This window comes from Rhodococcus sp. MEB041 (assembly GCF_030208955.1).
Lineage (GTDB): Bacteria > Actinomycetota > Actinomycetes > Mycobacteriales > Mycobacteriaceae > Rhodococcoides.
On the sequence record NZ_JARVSZ010000002.1, the window covers coordinates 479,080 to 498,749 of the forward strand.

18 protein-coding genes are annotated in these 19,670 nt (G+C 68.9%); 4 read left to right on the top strand and 14 right to left on the bottom strand.

The features are described from left to right. Positions 1-34: 34 nt before the first annotated feature. The 3 genes from QRN16_RS06230 to QRN16_RS06240 are packed head-to-tail and all read right to left on the bottom strand — an operon-like array spanning position 35 to position 4,802. A complete protein-coding gene (locus tag QRN16_RS06230; RefSeq protein ID WP_285185082.1) occupies positions 35-1,192 on the bottom strand; it encodes an aromatic ring-hydroxylating oxygenase subunit alpha in 1,158 nt (385 codons plus the stop codon). Beyond that, positions 1,189-2,331, bottom strand: coding sequence for an N-methyl-L-tryptophan oxidase (gene solA / locus QRN16_RS06235; RefSeq protein WP_285185083.1), 1,143 nt, complete (start codon positions 2,329-2,331; stop codon positions 1,189-1,191). The genes QRN16_RS06230 and solA overlap by 4 nt, the downstream gene beginning before the upstream one ends. Continuing rightward, complete coding sequence (locus QRN16_RS06240; protein WP_285185084.1) at positions 2,328-4,802, bottom strand: GcvT family protein; 2,475 nt, start codon at positions 4,800-4,802, stop codon at positions 2,328-2,330. Before QRN16_RS06240 ends, solA begins: the two co-directional genes overlap by 4 nt. 212 nt (positions 4,803-5,014) lie before the next feature. Here QRN16_RS06240 and QRN16_RS06245 point away from each other — a divergent pair, with 212 nt between their 5' ends. The 3 genes from QRN16_RS06245 (at position 5,015) to QRN16_RS06255 (ending at position 7,713) form a co-directional block, all read left to right on the top strand. After that, entirely contained in the window at positions 5,015-5,344 is a 330-nt protein-coding gene (locus QRN16_RS06245; protein WP_027505091.1) for a bifunctional 3-phenylpropionate/cinnamic acid dioxygenase ferredoxin subunit, read from the top strand. Continuing rightward, a complete protein-coding gene (locus QRN16_RS06250; protein WP_285185085.1) occupies positions 5,341-6,510 on the top strand; it encodes an NAD(P)/FAD-dependent oxidoreductase in 1,170 nt (389 codons plus the stop codon). The genes QRN16_RS06245 and QRN16_RS06250 overlap by 4 nt, the downstream gene beginning before the upstream one ends. A gap of 120 nt (positions 6,511-6,630) precedes the next feature. Next, positions 6,631-7,713, top strand: a complete 1,083-nt coding sequence (locus QRN16_RS06255) for a fused (3R)-hydroxyacyl-ACP dehydratase subunits HadA/HadB (RefSeq protein WP_285185086.1) — start codon at positions 6,631-6,633, stop codon at positions 7,711-7,713. A 6-nt stretch (positions 7,714-7,719) separates the two neighbouring features. Here the strand turns inward: QRN16_RS06255 and QRN16_RS06260 are convergent, their stop codons facing one another. From QRN16_RS06260 to QRN16_RS06275, 4 genes are all read right to left on the bottom strand, one after another. After that, entirely contained in the window at positions 7,720-9,024 is a 1,305-nt protein-coding gene (locus tag QRN16_RS06260; protein ID WP_051613192.1) for a M16 family metallopeptidase, read from the bottom strand. A gap of 61 nt (positions 9,025-9,085) precedes the next feature. Continuing rightward, a complete protein-coding gene (locus QRN16_RS06265; RefSeq protein WP_056445309.1) occupies positions 9,086-11,368 on the bottom strand; it encodes a polyribonucleotide nucleotidyltransferase in 2,283 nt (760 codons plus the stop codon). 361 nt (positions 11,369-11,729) lie between these two features. Further along, complete coding sequence (rpsO, locus tag QRN16_RS06270; RefSeq protein WP_027505086.1) at positions 11,730-11,999, bottom strand: 30S ribosomal protein S15; 270 nt, start codon at positions 11,997-11,999, stop codon at positions 11,730-11,732. Positions 12,000-12,139: 140 nt separating this feature from the next. Continuing rightward, positions 12,140-13,108, bottom strand: coding sequence for a bifunctional riboflavin kinase/FAD synthetase (locus QRN16_RS06275; protein WP_222637681.1), 969 nt, complete (start codon positions 13,106-13,108; stop codon positions 12,140-12,142). A gap of 66 nt (positions 13,109-13,174) precedes the next feature. On the opposite strand from QRN16_RS06275, the gene QRN16_RS06280 reads away from it, so the two are divergent. Further along, positions 13,175-13,843 carry a metal-dependent transcriptional regulator gene (locus tag QRN16_RS06280; RefSeq protein ID WP_027505084.1) on the top strand — a complete coding sequence of 223 codons (669 nt, stop codon included), beginning with the start codon at positions 13,175-13,177 and terminating at the stop codon, positions 13,841-13,843. Positions 13,844-13,864: 21 nt separating this feature from the next. On the opposite strand, the gene truB is transcribed toward QRN16_RS06280, so the two are convergent. The 7 genes from truB to QRN16_RS06315 are packed head-to-tail and all read right to left on the bottom strand — an operon-like array spanning position 13,865 to position 19,586. Continuing rightward, positions 13,865-14,782, bottom strand: coding sequence for a tRNA pseudouridine(55) synthase TruB (gene truB / locus QRN16_RS06285; RefSeq protein ID WP_056444968.1), 918 nt, complete (start codon positions 14,780-14,782; stop codon positions 13,865-13,867). Positions 14,783-14,829: 47 nt separating this feature from the next. Beyond that, entirely contained in the window at positions 14,830-15,504 is a 675-nt protein-coding gene (locus QRN16_RS06290) for a 4'-phosphopantetheinyl transferase family protein (RefSeq protein ID WP_056445312.1), read from the bottom strand. 20 nt (positions 15,505-15,524) lie between these two features. Further along, a complete protein-coding gene (locus QRN16_RS06295; protein WP_222637683.1) occupies positions 15,525-16,484 on the bottom strand; it encodes a metallophosphoesterase family protein in 960 nt (319 codons plus the stop codon). A 2-nt stretch (positions 16,485-16,486) separates the two neighbouring features. Further along, positions 16,487-17,857 (bottom strand): MATE family efflux transporter, encoded by a 1,371-nt coding sequence (locus QRN16_RS06300; RefSeq protein ID WP_285185087.1) that lies wholly within the window; start codon positions 17,855-17,857, stop codon positions 16,487-16,489. Further along, positions 17,854-18,819, bottom strand: a complete 966-nt coding sequence (locus tag QRN16_RS06305; RefSeq protein WP_285185088.1) for a DHH family phosphoesterase — start codon at positions 18,817-18,819, stop codon at positions 17,854-17,856. Before QRN16_RS06305 ends, QRN16_RS06300 begins: the two co-directional genes overlap by 4 nt. Before the next feature lie 7 nt (positions 18,820-18,826). After that, positions 18,827-19,276, bottom strand: a complete 450-nt coding sequence (rbfA, locus tag QRN16_RS06310) for a 30S ribosome-binding factor RbfA (RefSeq protein ID WP_027505079.1) — start codon at positions 19,274-19,276, stop codon at positions 18,827-18,829. A 19-nt stretch (positions 19,277-19,295) separates the two neighbouring features. After that, on the bottom strand, positions 19,296-19,586 hold the full coding sequence (locus QRN16_RS06315) for a DUF503 domain-containing protein (protein ID WP_027505078.1): 291 nt from the start codon (positions 19,584-19,586) through the stop codon (positions 19,296-19,298). Positions 19,587-19,670 lie beyond the last annotated feature (84 nt).

The following is a 19,670-nucleotide window of genomic DNA, read 5'->3' on the forward strand; positions in this document are numbered from 1 at the left end:
TGTTGATTCACTGCCCCACCCTTTCACCGATCGGTCACCCCTGCAGGCGCCCGTCCTCCCGCAGGCGTTCCGCCAGCCAGTCGTGGAAGAGCCCGATGTGATGCTCGGCCGGCACCAGAACGCCACCGTCACGGTATGCCCGTGAGCTCATCGCCGGTTGGGTTCGCTCACATGCGTCGAAATCCTGCATGTTGACGCGATGGAACAACTCGACCGATCGGCTGACGTCGCGGCCGGACTCGACGACGTCCCGCGTGTACAGCCAGTCGCACTCGACGACGGTGCGGTCCGCGGACACCGGGTACATGCGGTGCAGGATCACGTGGTCGGGAACCAGGTTGACGAAGACGGTCGGCTTGATCGTGATGGCGTAGTACCGCCGGTCCTGATCCTCCGAGAGCGTCGGCAGGGCGCCGAACCCCGCGGACCCGTCCACGGTGAATCCGTCGATCTCCGCGCCGAACTCCGCACCGTGGCCGACGAAGTACTGGGCCGCGAGCCCGTCCGCGAACTCGGGGAGGACCTCGGTCAGCTCCGGGTGGATCGTGGCGCAGTGATAACACTCCATGAAGTTCTCGACGATCAGCTTCCAGTTGGCCGCCACGTCGTAGACCTCGCGGCGACCGAGTTCGAGAGACGGCATGTCGTACCGGTCGATGGCCGTCGGGTCGCCGAGCCGCTCGGTGACCGCGCCGATCACCTCGTCCTCGAAGGACGGCGGCTCGTCCGCAAGGCACAGCCACGCGTAGCCGAGCCACTCCCGGAGCGCGACCGGGATCAGACCCCACTCCGTACGGTCGAGCGGGGCACCGGACCCGTCCGACAACGCGGACAGATTGGGAGCGGCCACGAGCTTCCCGTCCAGCCCGTACGTCCAGGCGTGGTACGGACACTGCAGATTACGCTTGACCTGGCCCGACTCCTCCGTGCAGATCTGTGCGCCGCGGTGGCGGCACACGTTGAGGAACGCGCGCAGGGCCCCGTCACGCCCGCGCACCACCAGCACGCTCTCGCGGCCCACGTCGACGCGGCGGAAGGCGCCGGGTGCCGCGAGATCGGCACTGCGGACGGCGCAGAACCACATCGTCTCGAACACGTGCTCCTGCTCGGCCAGGAACGTCTCCGCGCTGGTGTACCAGGATCCGGGGAGAGTGGGGATCAACGACTGAGTGCGGGGCGCGGCGCTTGTCATACGGTCACCAATCGGCGGGGATCGAAGAGGGTGATGGGGTGCGCGGTCGTCCCGGTGGTAGCGAGGTCGGCCAGGATCTCACCGACGACGGGCACGAACTTGAAACCGTGGCCGGAGAACCCGCACGCGACGGTGACGTTGGTGGCGTCGGGGTGCCGCGCGATGACGAAGTGCTCGTCCGGAGTGTTGGAGTACATGCACGTCGCGGAGTGCACGCTCGGCCCGTCGAGGCCGGGCACCGTCTGCCGCACCCGGGTCTGCATCGCCTCGATCTCGTTCGGGTGCACCGTACGGTCGATGGTGTCCGGCGTGCACTCGATGCCCTTGCGGAAGAAGGCCACCTTGACGCCGCCGTCGGGACCGTCGATCGCCGGGAAACCGTAGTCCTGCATACCGTCCGCGGCCTCGTGGATGAAGATCGGATTGTTCTCGTACGCGGCGGTACCGGCGCTCGCGCCGAACCAGTGCAGTACCTGGCGCTCGACGACGATCGGTACCGCGAACTGCTCGAGCAACTGCGGCGCCCAGGCACCGGGGCAGATCACCACCTGGCCCGCCGTGTGGGTCCCCTTGTCGGTGGTGACGGTGACACCGTCCCCCGACTCCTCCCAGCCGAGCACCGTCTCACCGAACTGCAATGTCGCACCGCGGTTCTCGGCGAGGTCCAGATGGGCCTGAACGGTGAGTTCGGGCCTCGCGAAACCCGCGGCGGCCTCGAACAGTGCCACCTCGTCGGGGTCGGGATCGAAGGTGGGGAACGCCTCGCGCACCTGCGCGGCGTCCAGGATCTCGTGCGGCAGCGACCATTGCCGTGACGCCAGCAGCGAGCCCGAGAACGTCACCGAGCTCTCGCGCCCGAGGAACAGTCCTCCGGTGATCCGATGCACCTCCTTCCCGGACATGCTCCTCAGTTCGTCCCACAGTTCGTAGGACCGCAGGAGGAGCGGGACGTAGGCCGGGTCCTCGAAGTAGGACTGCCGGATGATCCGCGATCCGCCGTGGCTCGATCCCTTGTCGTGGGCGGGGGTGAACTTCTCGAGTCCCAGCACCCGCTGTCCGCGGTCGGCCAGATGGAAGGCGGCGGCGCTGCCCATGCCGCCGAGTCCGATGACGATGACGTCGTAGCTCACGTGGTTCATCTCCTGATCAGCTGTCCGGCGGGATCGACGACCGCGTCGTCGGACACCGTCGCACCCAGTGCGGCGGCGAAGTAGGTCACCGACACCGCGGTGCCGAGTGGAGTGTCCAGCGGAAGCCAGGCGTACGCGACGCACCGCCCGAGGGTCGCCGACCATCCCGCGCTCGTGACGTACCCGACGACCGTGCCGTCGAGAGAGACCGGCTCCTTCCCGAGCACCACGGCGTCCGGGTCGTCGAACACGAGGGTCCGCAGCCGTCGCGTCGCGGGCCGAGCGGCCAGGGCCGACCGACCGACGAAGTCCGTGGCGTCCTTGACGGCGAACTCGACGCCCGCGTCGGCCGGGGTGTCCTCGGAGGTCATGTCGTGCCCCCACGCGCGGTACCCCTTCTCGAGTCGCAGGCTGTCGAACGCGAGCCGACCGGCAGCGATCACCCCGTGGTCGGACCCGGCCTCCCACAACAGGTCCCACAGGGCGCCGCCGTACTCGGCGTCGGTGTAGATCTCCCACCCGAGTTCGCCGACGTACGACACCCGCATCATGATCACGGGAATCGCACCGACGTACGTCCGCACGGCGCGGAAGTAGCCGAAGGCCTTGTGTCCCAAATCCGCGTCGGCCAGCGGTGCCACCATCGCGCGGGCACGGGGACCCCACACTCCGACACAACACGTCGCTCCAGTGACGTCCCGCACCGTCACCGGACCGTCGGGCGTTCCCGCCCTGGTGCGGCGCAGCATCGCATCGAGGTCGAGTGGACCGTTCGCTCCGACGCGATAGTGATCGGCGCCGAGTCGCGCGACCGTGAGGTCGCTGCGGATCCCGCCTCTCTCGTCGAGCATCAGCGTGTAGGTGACACGGCCGATCGCGGTGTCCACGTCGTTGGTGGTGAGGTGCTGCAGGAAGTGGGCTGCGCCGGGTCCCTCCACGTCGTACCGGGTGAGCGGTGTCATGTCGTACATCGCGACCCGGCTCCTCGTCACCGCGGCCTCGGCCACGGCGATGTCGGAGAAGTGACGCGCGGACCACTCGTCGCGGACCGGAAGGTGGAACCCGGTCTCGAGGAGCGCCGCGAGTTCGCCTGCGTTGCTCTCGTACCAGGCGGGGCGCTCCCAGCCTCCGCCCTGGACGAAGCGGGCGTCCAGCGCGACCTCCGCGGCGTGGAACGGGCTGCGCCGCAGTCCTCGCAGCGCCGTGCGCTGCTGGCGGGGGTGCACGATGTCGTACACCTCCACGAACGCCTGCGCGCTGGTCGCGGCGATGAAGGCGGGACTGCGCTCGACCGATTCGAAGCGATACAGATCGGACTCGTGGAGGTCGATCTCCGAGGCGCCGTCGATCAGGGTCTGGGCGAGAGCGCGCGCGATACCGGCGGAGTGTGTCACCCACACCGCCTCCGCCACCCAGAAGCCGGCCAGATCCCGGTGCTCCCCGACGATCGAGTGACCGTCGGGAGTGAAGGAGAAGATGCCGTTGAATCCGGATTCGACCTTCGACTCCCGCAGCGCCGGAAGCACTCTCGCGGACTCACGCCAGGCCGGCGCGAAATCGTCCTCGGTGAACGGCAGCATCGACGGCATCGGTGGGGGCGCCACGGACGACGCGTCACCGTCCGCGTCCCACGACAGCGCGCCCATGTCCGCGGGCATCGGGTCGTGGCCGTAGTAGCCGATACCGAGACGATCCCCGTGCTCCCGGTAGTAGAGGTCGCCGTCCTGATGACGAAGGATCGGCAGACCCGCGTCCGTCGCACCGGTGTTCCGGCCGACCAGCGCCTCGATCTGTCCGGTGTAGGCGTACTGGTGCGCCATCGGGACCAGGGGAACCGTGAGTCCCACCGTGCGCCCGAGCTCGGCACCCCAGAAGCCCGCGGCCGACACGACGATGTCCGCCGGCACGTCGCCGTGCGGGGTCCGCACTCCGGTCACACGTCCACTCGCCTGGAGGATCTCGGTCACCGGACTGTCCCCCCGGAACACCGCCCCGCGGGCCTGCGCCGCACGCGCCTGCATCTCGGCGGCCCGCACCGCCCGGGCGAGACCGTCGCTCGGAGTGTGGAACGCGCCGAGCACGACGTCCGGGTCCACGAGCGGGTGCAGAGCCGCTGCGGCCGCGGCGTCGACGAGCCGTCCCTCGATGCCCCACGAGCGCGCCCACCCGGCCTTGCGTTGCAGATCCGTCCACCGAGCTTCGGTCGTCGCGATCTCGAGGCCGCCGAGCGTGTCGAAGCACGGCCCGTCGTCGTGCGTGAGTGCGCGGAACTTGTCGGCCGTGTAGGCCGCGAAGTAGGCCATGGAGCGCGAGGGATTCGTCTGGAACACCAGCCCGGGGGCGTGCGAGGTGGATCCGCCGGTGGAGAACAGCGGCCCCTGGTCGAGCACGGTGACGTCAGTCCACCCACGGGCGGTCAGTTCGTCCGCCAGGGAGGTCCCGACGATGCCGGCGCCGATGACGACGATACGAGGTGTCACGAGCGTCCCCCTGGGACCTGTTGCGATCAGCGCAACGATGGGTGGTTTACGCAACACAGACTCGACGCCCCGGGCCGGACTGTCAACCCGGCACGCTGTGGTTCGACACACCGGTGCAGCGATTGACGTGGTGGATCGTCCTGGTGCATCCTGTTGCGCAGGTCGATCACAGTTGCGATCGACGCAACATCGTCACACTTGCGGGAGGCATCATGCCGGACACCGTTCATCGCGTCGCCGTCTGCTCCGCATCGGCCCTCCCCGTCGGCGAGGTCGCCACCGTCACCCCGCCGGGTCACACCGCGATCTCCGTCTTCCACACCGAGGAGGGCCTCTTCGCGATCGACGACACGTGCACACACCAGGACGCCTCGCTCGCCGACGGATGGGTGGAGAACTGCGCGGTCGAGTGCCCGCTCCACGAGTCGTGCTTCGATCTGCGGACCGGCGCCCCCTCGGGCACACCGGCGAAGACTCCCGTTCGGACATATGCGGTGCACGTCGTCGACGGCGCGGTCGTGCTCGACCTCCCCGGCTCGTGACGACCCCCGACAGGCCCGACGTCGAGACGGTGAACTCCGTCCTGGTCGTCGGGGCGTCGCTCGCGGGCTCGACCGTCGCGACCGCTCTCCGCGAGGACGGGTTCACGGGTCGCGTCACCGTCGTCGGCGACGAGCCCCACCTGCCGTACGATCGCCCGCCCCTCTCCAAGGCCTTCCTGCAGGGATCGGCTCCCGACCCGTGGCTCGTTCCCGAACCCGATGCGCTCGACGTCGACTGGGTGCTCGGGACACCGGCTGTCGGCATGACCGGGCGGAGCGTGGAGCTCGCGGACGGGCGGGAGGTGAGTGCCGACGTCGTCGTCATCGCGACCGGCGCGCGCGCACGGACCCTGCTGGGCGCCGACGACCTCCGCGGCGTTCACACGCTGCGCACGTTGGACGACGCCGCCGCACTGCGCTCGTCGCTGGCCACGGCGACCACCATGGTGGTGATCGGCGCGGGATTCATCGGAGCCGAGGTGGCCTCCACGGCCGCCGGCCTCGGCATCTCCGTCACCATCGTCGAGGCGTCCACCGCTCCCCTGTCCGGCCCGCTCGGCCTGACGATGGCGGAGGTCTGCGTCGATCTGCATCGTGCGAACGGCGTGACCCTCCTGCTCGGCGCCGCCGTCGACTCTCTCGAGGGCCGCGACGGGGCCGTCACCTCCGTCCTGCTCGGGGACGGGACGGTACTGCCCGCCGACGTCGTGGTGATCGGAATCGGATCGATCCCCAACACGGAGTGGGCGGCAGCGTCCGGCCTCGCCATCGACGGCGGTTTCGTCACCGACGCGCAGTGCCGCACCACCGTTCCGGGCGTCTACGCGATCGGGGACTGCGCTCGCGCGTTCGACGAGGTGCTGCAGGACCACCATCGCAGCGAACACTGGTCGCACGCGGTCACCCAGGCTCGGCGAGTGGCGCGGTCGATCGTGGGGGCGCAGCCCGCGCCGTCCGGTGTTCCGTATTTCTGGTCGGACCAGTACGGCTCTCGCATCCAGTTCGCCGGCCGCCGCCAGTCGACCGATTCGGTGCGCGTGGTCGAGGGCGACCCGGAGGCCGGCTCGTTCGTCGCCGTGTACGAGCGAGCGGACGACGTCGTCGCCGTCCTGGCGATGAACAACGCCCGATCGTTCACCAGGATGAGGAAGAGCCTCGGGGCCTGATTCTCCGCATGCCGATCAGCATTGGGTGCGTATAACAATCTCGAAGTCGCTTTTCTGTGATCAGCCCGGAGAACTCCGTTGGCACTGCACAGCGCTCGTCGCCGGGGATAGGTTGCCGTCATGACTGCCGAGATCCTGGCCACCGACGCCGTCGCGAGCGACACCACGTTCGACCCGGCGCAGCATGCGCTGGACATGGTGGGCTACCACTACCGCGCCGACGACTACTACGAGGTCGGCCGCGAGAAGGTGCGGGAGTACGCGAAAGCCGTCCGCGACTTCCATCCGGTCCACTGGACCGAGGAGGGCGCACTCGAGGTCGGCTATCCGGCGCTGATGGCGCCGCCCACGTTCTTCTCGCTGGTCGGCATCATCGCCCAGCAGAAGCTGCTCGAGCGCATCGCCACCGGATACGACCTCAGCCGGATGCTGCAGACAGACCAGCATGCCGAGTACTTCGCGCCGATCCTGGCGGGCGACCGGCTCACGTGCGACGTCTCGCTCGACTCCTTCCGCACGGTCGTCGGCCGCGACATGATGGTGACCAAGACCGTCATCACCAACCAGCGCAACGAGCTGGCGCAGATCACGTACACCACCCTGCTCATCGGGCGCGCCGACGACGGCGACGACAGCATCGCGGACGTCGCGCGCGGCATGGTCATGAACGGCATGTTCACCCTGTCCACCTCCGACGAGGTGGCCGACGTCAATCCCGGCGGTGACGACCTCGAGACGGTCTACGCCCCGCCCGTCGTCGTCCCGCACACCGGCCATGCCCGTCAGCGCTTCGAGGACGTGGCGGTCGGCGACGCACTGCCCACCAGGACAGTGCTGCTCTCGCGCGGCGATCTCGTGAACTACGCGGGCGTGGTCGGCGACAACAACCCCGTGCACTGGAGCGACCACTTCGCGTCGCTGCTCGAGCTCGACACCGTCGTCGCCCACGGCATGCTCACCATGGGCCTCGGCACCGGCTTCGTGTCCGAGTGGCTCGGCGACCCGGGTGCCCTGAAGGACTGCACCGTGCGCTTCACCAGCCCTGTCATGGTCGACCCGGTGTCCAAGTCGGAGATCGTCATCGACGGCACGGTGAAGTCGAAGGACGAGGCGACCCGGACTGCGGTGGTCTCCATCGACGCCCGCTACAAGGGCAAGCGCATCCTCGGCCACAAGGCGATGGCCACCGTTCACCTGGCCTGAGACGCCTCAGCTCCCGGCCACGGCTCCGCGTACCGAGGCCGGGAGCTTCGTCACCTTCGAGAACGGCCCGACCACGGCGGCCGCCATGGGCCGCGCCAGCAGGGTCCGGGCGACATCGCGGACCTCGTCGTTGGTCACCTGATCGATGCGCGCGAGCGTCTCCTCCACCGACCTGTGGTCGCCGTAGTTGAGCTCGCTGCGACCGATCCGGTTCATTCTCGATCCGGAATCCTCCAGTCCGAGAACCAGTCCCCCGCGCATGCTCCCCTTCGCGCGAGCGCACTCCGCGTCCGTGATGCCGTCGGTGGCCACCGACGCGAGCACGTCGCGGATCACCGAGGTGACCTCGCCGAGATTCTCGGGCTGGCATCCGGCGTACACCGAGAACGCACCCGTGTCGGAGAACGTGTCTACCGACGAGTACACCGAGTACGCGAGACCGCGCTCCTCCCGGATCTCTTGGAACAGACGCGAACTGAGCCCTCCACCGATGGCGGTGTTCAGAACCGACAACGCCCACCGATGACCCTCGTGGCGTCCGAACGCCCGCACGCCCAGGCACAGGTGCGCCTGTTCACTGTCCCGCGTCGTCAGGCTCAGGGCCGGGCGCGCGGTGATGCGGCCCGCTCCCCCACGCCGCGGTGCCGGTTCGGCGGCACCGGCGATCCGGTCGGCGAAACTGCGACGGACCCCCGCCACCACGTCGTCGTGGTCGACGTTGCCGGCGACCGCCACCACCATGCGCGGCGGGGTGTAGCGCCGAGTGTGGAACGAGTGCAGCTGATTCCGCGTCATGGACTCGATGGACTCCACCGATCCGATGACGGGACGACCGATGGGGTGGTCACCGAACAGCGCGGTGAGGAAGGCGTCACCGAGCAGGTCCTCGGGGTCGTCGTCGCGCATCGAGATCTCCTCGAGCACCACCTGGCGTTCGACATCGACGTCCTCGGCGCGGCAGCGACCGCGGAGCACCACGTCCGCCACCAGGTCGAGTCCGAGGTGCAGGTCCTCGTCGAGCACGTGCGCGTAGAAGCACGTGTGCTCCTTGGACGTGAACGCGTTGAGCTCGCCGCCGACTCCGTCCATCACCTGCGCGATGTCCAGAGCCGTACGGGTGGGGGTGGCCTTGAACAGCAGGTGCTCGAGGAAGTGCGCGGCACCGGCGACGGTGCGGCCCTCGTCGCGCGAACCGACGGCGACCCAGACGCCGACCGAGGCGGACCGCACGCCGGGAACGAACTCCGTGACGACTCGGACGCCGCCCGGCAACACCGTGCGGCGGACGCCGGACGGTTCGGGTGTACGCACACGGCGGCGCGGCCGGGAGCCCGAGAGCTCCGCAGACCGCGCCGCCGCGTTCGTGTACTTCTTACTCAGCGCTGACCTCGTCGGAGGTGGCGACCTGATCGTCGGCCGGCGCGGCGGCTGCCGCGTCGTCCTCGACCGGGACGAGGCTGATCTTGCCGCGGTTGTCGATGTCGGCGATCTCCACGCGGAGCTTCGATCCGACGCTGACGACGTCCTCGACCTTGTTGATGCGCTTGCCGCTGCCCAGCTTGGAGATGTGCACCAGGCCGTCACGACCGGGGAGCAGCGAGACGAACGCGCCGAATGCCGTGGTCTTGACGACGGTTCCGAGGAACCGCTCGCCGACCTTGGGCAGCTGCGGGTTCGCGATGGCGTTGATCATGTCGATCGCAGCCTGTGCGGACGGGCCGTCCGCAGCACCGACGTAGACGGTGCCGTCATCCTCGATCGAGATGTTGGCGCCGGTCTGCTCGGTGATCGAGTTGATCATCTTGCCCTTGGGCCCGATGACCTCGCCGATCTTGTCCACGGGGACCTTGATCGCGGTGACGCGCGGTGCGTACGGGCTCATCTCGTCCGGAGCGTCGATGGCCTCGGCCATGACGTCGAGGATCGTGACGCGCGCGTCCTTGGCCTGCGACAGCGCACCGGCCAGAACCTGCGACGGGATGCCGTCGAGCTTCGTGTCCAACTGCAGGGCGGTGACGAACTCGCGGGTGCCGGCGACCTTGAAGTCCATGTCGCCGAACGCGTCCTCCGCACCGAGAATGTCGGTGAGGGCGACGTAGCGGGTCTCACCGTCGACCTGGTCGGAGACCAGACCCATGGCGATGCCGGCGACCGGTGCCTTCAGCGGCACACCGGCGTTGAGCATGCCCAGCGTCGACGCACAGACCGAGCCCATCGACGTGGAGCCGTTGGAGCTGAGCGCCTCCGAGACCTGACGGATGGCGTAGGGGAACTCCTCCTGGCTGGGGAGCACGGGGAGCAGCGCGCGCTCCGCGAGGGCTCCGTGGCCGATCTCGCGACGCTTCGGCGATCCGACGCGTCCGGTCTCGCCGGTGGAGTACGGCGGGAAGTTGTAGTGGTGCATGTAGCGCTTGCTGGTCTCGGGTCCGAGCGAGTCGATCTGCTGGGCCATCTTGACCATGTCGAGAGTGGTGACGCCCAGGATCTGGGTCTCGCCACGCTCGAACAACGCGCTGCCGTGGGCGCGCGGGATGACGGCGACCTCGGCGGAGAGCTCACGGATGTCCGTGATGCCGCGGCCGTCGATGCGGAACTGGTCGCGCAGGATGCGCTGACGCACGAGCTTCTTGGTCAGCGAGCGGAACGCTGCGCCGATCTCCTTCTCGCGGCCCTCGAACCGGTCGCCCACGCTGGTGAGGATCTGGTTCTTGACCTCGTCGAGCTTGCTCTCGCGCTCGGTCTTGCCGGCGATGGTGAGCGCCTCGTTGAGCGGGATCTGAGCCGCACCCTCGACGGCCTCGAACACGTCGGACTGGTACGCGGGGAAGAGCGGGAAGTCGCCGGTGGGCTTGGCGGCCGCCGTGGCGAGCTGCTTCTGCGCCTCGCACAGCGATGCGATGAACGGCTTCGCCGCTTCGAGGCCCTCGGCCACGATGGCCTCGGTGGGCGCCTGCGCGCCGTCCTCGATGAGGGCGATGACCTTCTCGGTCGCCTCGGCCTCGACCATCATGATCGCGACATCGGCGTCCGCACCGGTGCCCGAGACGACGCGGCCGGCGACGACCATGTTGAACACGGCCTTCTCGAGCTGCTCGTTGGTGGGGAACGCGACCCACTGCTTGTCGATCAGGGCGACACGGACGCCGCCGATGGGGCCGGAGAACGGCAGGCCCGCGAGCTGGGTGGACGCCGACGCGGCGTTGATGGCCACGACGTCGTACAGGTCCTTCGGATCGAGGCTCATCACGGTGATGACGACCTGGATCTCGTTGCGCAGTCCGTCGACGAACGTCGGACGCAGCGGCCGGTCGATCAGGCGACAGGTCAGGATGGCGTCGGTGCTGGGGCGTCCCTCACGACGGAAGAACGATCCGGGGATGCGGCCGGCGGCGTACATACGCTCCTCGACGTCCACCGTGAGCGGGAAGAAGTCGAAGTGGTCCTTGGGATGCTTCGAGGCGCTGGTGGCCGAGAGCAGCATGGTCTCGTCGTCCAGGTACGCGACGACGGCGCCGGCGGCCTGCTTGGCCAGCCGCCCGGTCTCGAAGCGGATGGTGCGGGTGCCGTACGACCCGTTGTCGATGACGGCAGTGGTCTCGAACACGCCCTCGTCGACCTCGGTGGCCGCTGCGGTGTTCGTGGTGGTCTCTGACATGGAAGTCTTCTCGTCCTCTCGTCTTTGCCGTGCCCACCCGGGCGCGCACTCGAACCCGGTGGTCCGGTGCGGCGTCCCCGAGTCGACGTGCGAGCGGAGGCGGCCCACGATCGAAGTCCCCCGGGCCGGGTCGCGCTCCGCGCGTCCGGAAACCGAGAGACCACTACCGAAGACCGACACCGCGACGTGTGTCGGGGACGAACGGCTGATGGTGCTCACCGCCGAGTCGGCGGCCTACCTGTGGTGCTGTGCACTCCCGGAGAGGGAGTACTGCTGTGACACTACCGGTCCACGACGAACGGCCGACGAGGAACAGCCGTGGGCTGCCTCGCCGGCGCGATCGCGTGAACCATGACGGAAATTATCGACGCAGTCCCAGACGCTCGATGAGCGAGCGGTACCGCGCGACGTCGACCTTCTGCACGTACTTGAGCAGACGACGACGACGACCCACGAGCAGCAGCAGGCCGCGACGCGAGTGGTGATCGTGCTTGTGCACCTTGAGGTGCTCGGTGAGATCCTGGATGCGCTTGGTGAGCATCGCCACCTGGGCTTCTGGCGATCCGGTGTCCGTCTCGTGGACGCCGTACTCGCCGAGGATCTGCTTCTTCTGTTCGGTGGTCAAAGCCACAGTGAAACTCCTGATGCAGTGCCGTCCGCGCGTGGATGGTGCCGCACCCGAGGGCGCGGTGTTGCAGCCGCCGCGGACCGCAGCGAACAACAGTCGTCCATCCTACCTCAGTGGCCGAGGCCCGAACGACACCTCTTCATTCAGGCGTCCAGGGCGGCGAGGATGTCGCGGGCGCGGTCGACGTCGAGATCCATCTGCGCGATCAGCTCGTCCACCGACGCGAAGGCCTCCATGCCGCGCAGACGCTCGACGAAGTCCACCGCGACGTGCTGCCCGTAGAGATCGGCGTCGCCGTCCAGGACGAACGCCTCCACCGTGCGGGTGCGCCCCGAGAACGTGGGATTGGTCCCCACCGACACCGCTGCGCGACAACGCTTTCCGGGAGTCACGGTACCCATGATCGGTCCGGGCCCGAGCACCGTGAACCACGACGCGTACACCCCGTCCGCCGGGATGGCGGCGTGCATGGGCGGCTTGACGTTGGCCGTGGGGTAGCCGATGGTGCGGCCACGGCCGTCACCGTGCACCACCACGCCCTCGACTCGGTGGGGTCGACCGAGCGCGTCGGCGGCGGCCGCGACGTCACCGGCGTCGACGCAGGCACGAATGTAGGTGGAGGAGAACGTGACCGACTCCTCGGCCAGCAGAGTGACACCGTCGACCGCGAACCCGAACCGCGTGCCGGCGGACCGGAGCAGAGCGACGTTGCCGGCGGCCTTCTTGCCGAACGTGAAGTTCTCCCCCACCACGACCTCGGCGGCGTGCAGCCGCTCGACGAGGATGTCGTGGATGTAGCGATCGGGGGTGAGCTTCATGAACTCCGGCGTGAAAGGCATGACGCAGAAGACGTCGATGCCCAGTTCCTCGGCCAGTTCGGCACGCCGGGTGAGGGTGGTCAGCTGGGCCGGGTGACTGCCCGGACGCACCACTTCCATCGGATGCGGATCGAAGGTCATGAGCACACTCGGCACTCCGCGTGCCGCCGCCGATGTCACGGCGCGGTCGATCAATTGGGCGTGGCCGCGGTGTACGCCGTCGAACACGCCGATCGTCAGAACACATCTGCCCCAGTCGGCCGGGACATCGTCGAGACCTCGCCATCTCTCCACGACCAGGAGCCTACGGGCCGACGATCGACCGGTCACGTCCGGCGCACCGACGGCTAAGCTGTCGGCGTGCCAGCCCCTGCCCTCTCCACCGTCGCGCAGGACTACCTCAAGGTCATCTGGACCGCGAGCGAGTACTCCGACGAGCCGGTGAGCACCAAGATGCTCGCCTCCCGGATGTGCGTCTCGCCGTCCACGGTCTCCGAGGCGGTACGCAAACTCGCCGATCAGGGCCTCGTCGACCACGCCCGCTACGGGTCAATCACGCTCACCGAGGCCGGGCGGCGCGCCGCCATCGGCATGGTCCGCAGGCATCGGCTCATCGAGACCTGGCTGGTCGAGGAGATGGGCTACGGCTGGGACGAGGTGCACGACGAGGCCGAGGTGCTCGAACACGCGGTGTCGGACCTGCTCGTCGAGCGCATCGACGCCAAACTCGGTCGGCCGTCACGCGACCCGCACGGTGATCCCATCCCTACCATCGACGGCACCATTCCCGCGCCGCCGGCGGTACCGCTCAGCGATTTCGTCGCGGGCCAGAAGGGCCACGTCACCCGCATCTCCGACTCGGATCCGGACATGCTGCGGTACTTCGATTCCATCGGCATCACCCTCGACCTGTCGATCACGATGGTCGAGCGCCGCGACTTCGCCGGGACCGTGGCCGTGCAGGTGGCCGACACGGTACTCGACCTGGGTCATGTTGCCGCCGAGGCGATCTGGATGACCACGGACTGACGCCGGACCGCCCCGACGAACTCAGGGGCGCAGCGTGGCCGGCCGCACGACCATCACGGTGCTGGCCCGCTTGCCGCGTTCCTGCACCAGGGCGATGGTGTGGCCGTTCTCGTCCAGTGCCGCGTAGATGCCGGGCATCCCGATCGGGTCGAGCCAGCGTCCCTGGCTCAACGATTCGGCCTCGTCCGACGTGACCGTCCGGTGCGGGAACGCCGTGCGAGCGGCAGCGTCGATGTCGAGGCTCACGTGCGGGTCGTCCCGCACCTCGTCGAGAGTGCGGGCGTGCTCCAACGTGAACGGTCCGACCCGGGTGCGCCGCAACGCGGTCAGGTGGCCGCCGACGCCCAGGGACGCACCCAGGTCTCGCGCGAGCGCCCGCACGTAGGTCCCGGACGTGCACTCGACGTGGACGTCCAGATCGATCACGTCGCTCCCCCGGCGACGCTCCAGGACGTCGAAGCGGGAGACGGTGACCGTGCGCGGTTCGAGCACGACGTCCTCGCCCTCCCGAACGAGAGCGTGGGCGCGCTTGCCGTCCACCTTGATGGCGCTGACACTCGACGGGACCTGACTGATCTTCCCGGTCAGCGCGGCGACGGCCTCGTCGATCCCGGAGTCCGTCACCGCACTCGTGTCCGCCGTCGACACCGTCTCGCCCTCGGCGTCGTCGGTGGTGGTGGCGGCTCCGAGGCGGACGGTCGCGGTGTACTCCTTGGTGGTCAGCGAGAGCAGACCCAGCATCTTGGTCGCTCGCTCGACACCGAGCACCAGCACCCCCGTCGCCATGGGATCGAGCGTGCCGGCGTGTCCGATGCGGCGCGTCTTCAAGGCCTTGCGACAGGCGGAGACGACGTCGTGGCTGGTGACTCCGCCACTCTTGTCCACCACCAGAAGTCCGGCGCCGTCGAGTCCTGTGGGGGGTTTGGGGTGAGCTGGCACGAGGGAGAAGTCTGTCAGAAGATCGCGGGAAGGCCGGAGGCCGGCCGTCAGAAGACCGTGATCGCAGTGACGACGAGGCCGTCGGAGACGGCCCAGCGTCCGTCGAAGGAGGTGAGCGGTGCGCCGCTGGTGGTGTCGCCGGGGACCAGCAGCCGGGAGCGGAAGGTACCGGTGACGGTCGAGCGTCCCGCCGAGTCGGCATCGCGCTCGAAGGTGATGTGCGCGTCCTCGAATCCGAGCCACCGCCCGGTCAGCGGGTACCAGGCCTTGTACGTCGCCTCCTTCGCGCAGAACAGCAATTTGTCCCACTGCACCTCGTCGTCGGTGCGGGTGGCCAGGACCTCACGCTCGGCCTCGATGCTCACGGCTTTCAGCACGCCGTCCGGCAGCGGTTCGTGCGGTTCCGCGTCGATGCCCACCGAGCGGACCTGCAACGCGTAGCCCACGGCGGCGGCGCGATAGCCGTCGCAGTGCGTGAGCGAGCCGACGACGCCGCCCGGCCACACCGGCGATCCCATCTCGCCGCGCAGGATCGGACCGGGCTCGAGTCCGAGCCGGCCCATCGCGAGTCGGGCGCAGTGCCGCGCCGAGGTGAACTCGCGCTTGCGCTTGTCGACGGCCTTCTCCACGAGATGCGCCTCGCGGGGGTGCGGGGTGAGACCGGGCGGATCCTCGAACAGCTCCTCGGCGACGACGCCGCGCGCGAGCAGCCCGCCGAGCAGGGAGGTCTCTCGTGCCGTCGTCACAGTCGCTTCTCCGCTCGCATCTTCTCCACTTCCGCTTCCATCTCCGGCGTGACCGTGAAGTGGCCGCCGAACTTGTTCAACGATCCCGGCGGGTACTCGGGGACCGGAAGGATCTGTCGCAGCACCTGATCCGGGAGTCCGCGGCGTTTCCACTCGCGCGGGTAGCCCACCGACACTTCCTCGAACCGCACGCCGTCGTAGTACGTCGTCCGTGGGATGTGGAGGTGGCCGTAGACCGCACACAGGGCGTTGTAGCGGGTGTGCCAGTCCTTGGTCGCCGTGGTTCCGCACCAGAGGGCGAACTCGGGATAGAACAGCACCTCGGTGGGCTGCCGCACCAGCGGCCAGTGGTTGATCAGCACCGTCGGGATCGAGGTGTCCACCTCGGCCAACCGCTTCTCGGTGATCGCCAGCCGCGCCGCGCACCACGCGTCGAGGGACGCGTAGGGCGTCGGGGTGATGAGGAACTCGTCGGTGGCCACCACGTTGCGGCTGCGCGCCAGCGCCAGACCGTCGAGCTTGTTCGTGGTGCCCGCAGGCAGGAAAGAGTAGTCGTACAACACGAACATCGGCACCAGCGTGACGGGGCCCAAATACCCCGACCGGCCTCCGGCCTGCCCGACCTCCCCCTCCCACACGGGGAACGGGTCCTCGGGCGTCAGCACACCCAGTTCCCGGCACATCGTGACCAGGTAGTCGTAGCGCGCCTCACCGTGCATCTGTACCGGGTCCTTGACCGTGGTCCACAGCTCGTGGTTTCCCGGCACCCAGATCACGGTGTCGAACTTCGACTTCAGCTCGGCGAGCGCCCAGCGAATGTCGTCCGTCTTCTCCGACACGTCTCCGGCGACGATCAGCCAGTCCTCGGGGCTCTCCGGTTCGATGGCCTCGGTGACGGGCCGGTTGCCCTTGTGACCGACGTGGATGTCGCTGACGGCCCACAACTTGGCTGGCACACTCACGACCCTTCTGCGGTTGATGTTCGGCTCCCGACGGTATCGGTCCCCGTTCTGATCCAGGCGCCCGACGCGGTCCGCCAGACCACGGAGACCGCTCTCAGGCTGACGAACACCATCAGGCCCACCCAGATTCCCGGCAACCCCCAGTCGAGGATCGCCGCGAGCCAGATCAGCGGTAGGAATCCGACGACGGCGCTCGCGAGAGTCGCGTTCCGCAGGAAGGCGGCATCACCGGCCCCGAGCAGCACACCGTCGAGGGCGAACACGACGCCGGCGACGGGGATCAGCGCGACGAACAACCACCAGATGCCGTCGATGCTCGTCAGGGTCGACGAGTCGGACGTGAAGAGCGGCGGGATCACGGCGTGGGTGGCGGCGAACAGTCCTGCGAGCACGACGGCGAAACCGACGGACCACGCGGTCACCCGCGAGGCGAGCATCGACGCGGCGCGGCCACGGCCCGCTCCCAACGCGGCGCCGACCAGGGACTGTGCGGCGATGGCCAACGAGTCCAGCATCAACGCGACGAGATTCCACAACTGCAGAACCACCTGATGGGCCCCGACCGCACCGGCACCGAAGCGTGACGCCACGGTCACCGCGGACAGGAAGCAGGCCTGGAAGGCGAACGAGCGGAGCACGAGGTCCCGGCCGAGGACGAGCTGGCGGCGGATGATCGCGAGATCCGGCCGGAGCGAGCGGGTCCGCGGCCCGCGCATCAGGGCGGAGACGAACAGCGTCGCTGCGACGGCCTGGCCGATGACGTTGGCCACGGCGGACCCGACGAGGCCGAGGGCCGGAACGCCGATCAGACCGTGCACGAGGACGGGACACAGCACGGCCGACAGTGCGAGCCCCGCCACCACGTACCGCAACGGCCGCACGGTGTCCTGCACGCCGCGCATCCACCCGTTCCCGGCGAGCGTGACGAGGATCAACGGGGTGCCGAGCACGCCGACTCGGAGCCACGTGGTGGCCTCGGCGGTGATGTCTCCCCCGCCGCCCAGCACCGACAGGATCGGGTTCGCGAAGAGCTGGACCACCAGGATCAGCAGGAGGCCCAGCACCACTGCGAGCCACGTGGCCTGGACGCCCTCGTTGCGGGCGTCGTCGTCCCGGCCCGCACCGTGCAGCCGTGCCGCGCGCGCGGTCGTCCCGTACGAGAGAAACGTCAGCTGCGTACTCACCTGGGCGAGAACGAGGCCACCGACGGCCAGACCCGCGAGTGGGAGCGCACCGAGTCGACCCACCACCGCGGAGTCGAAGAGCAGGTACAGCGGCTCGGCCACCAGGACGCCGAGTGCGGGGAACGCGAGGCCGAACAGGGTGCGAGCGGACACCCGCCCGTCCACGGCGGAGCGATCGGTCACCCGAGCGCGGCGACCAGGGCGTCGACGTCGTCCTCGATCGGGCCCGTCGCGGTGTAGCCGGCGGAGAACTTGTGGCCGCCCCCACCCAGCGCGGACGCCACGACGGAGACGTCGACACTGCTCTTCGCGCGCAACGACACGGCCCAGCCCGCCTCGTTCTGCTTGAACACGGCGGCCACCTCGGCCTCCGCGGTGGTGCGCACGATGTCCACGACGCTCTCGATCTCCTCGGGACGCAGTCCGCGAGAGTCCTCGAGCCGCACGATCGCGTAGACGAGCCCACGCGAGCCGGCCGCGTCCGGCACCAGGCGCGCCGAGCCGAGGACGGCGCCCAGCATCGGCAGCCAGGCGAAGGGGTGGGTGTCGAGCAGGCGGCGCGAGATGGCGGCGCCGTCGATCCCGGTCGCGAGAAGTCGCTCGGCCAGCAGGTGGGAGCCCGGCCGGACCCAGCGGAACGATCCGGTGTCGGTCACGAGGCCGGCGAACAGGCAGTGCGCGAGGTCCCGGTCGATCTCGACGCCCCACTCGTCGAACAGCACGGCGACCACCGCTGTGGTGGACTCCGCACTCGCATCGATCACGTGATGCGTGCCGTAGAAGGTGTTGGACCGGTGATGGTCGACGACCAGGGACACGGCGCCGTCCAACCGGTCACCCAGCGACCCGAGCCTGCCTCGACTGCCGGCGTCCACGGTGACCACCAAATCCGCGTCCGTCGGGACCTCGGCGGGCGGCACCAGGAACTCCGCTCCCGGCAGACCGATCATCGACTCGGGCAACGAGGCGGGCGCCGCGAAGGACACGGTCGGCCGCGCGCCGCGTCGCGAGAGCGCGATGGCCAGGGCGAGCGCACTGCCGATGGTGTCGGCGTCGGGTTGCACGTGGCACAGCAGAGTCACCGTCCGGGCGTCCTCGAGTAGACGGACGGCATTCTGCAGGTCTGCGCGCAGCGTGTCGGTCACCGGGGTCTCAGAGCTCGTCGGTGTCGCTTCGAGGCACCTTGTACGGATCCGGATCACCGGCGGGCTGCGCCCCCGCAGCGGCCTGAGCCACCTTGTCGTCGATCTGGCGGGCACGCTCGAGCAGTTCCTCCATGTGGCGCGCGGTGTCGGGCACCGTGTCCGCACGGAAGGTCAGCGTCGGGGTGAAGCGCACGCCGGTACCGGCACCGACCTTGGTGCGCAGAGCGCCCTTGGCCTTCTCCAGACCCAGAGCGGCAGCCTGGAAATCGGGCTCGGCGTCGAGCGTCTCGCCGCGCACGGTGTAGTAGACGGTGGCGTCGTGAAGGTCCGGGGTCACCTTGGTGTCGGTGACCGTCACGAACGACAGCCGCGGATCCTTGATCTCGTGATCGATGGCCGTCGCGACGATCGCACCGATGCGCTTGGCCAGTTTACGAGCGCGGGCTTGGTCCACCACGATGCGTCTCCTTCGTCCATCAGTCCTCTGGCCCGAACACTCGGCGCCGAACTGCGAGTAGTTGTAGTTCCGGCCTCTCGGCCACGTGTCGCTCGCACGAGTCGAGTACCTCGTGCAGGTGGGCGACGTCCCCGGTGGCGATGGCGACACCCACCATCGAACGACGGTAACGCTCCTGTTCCCCGGTCTCGGCGGCCGACACACCGAAGCGCTGCAGGGCAGCGACGACGGGCTTGATCACCGAACGTTTCTCCTTCAGCGAATGTACGTCGCCGAGCAGGATGTCGAGTTCGAGAGCACCGAGAAACACGAGCACCTCATCGATAGCAGGGTCGGACACCGTCTTCGACCAACGGGTGTGGCCCGCGGACATGCCGCGGGCCACACCCGTTCG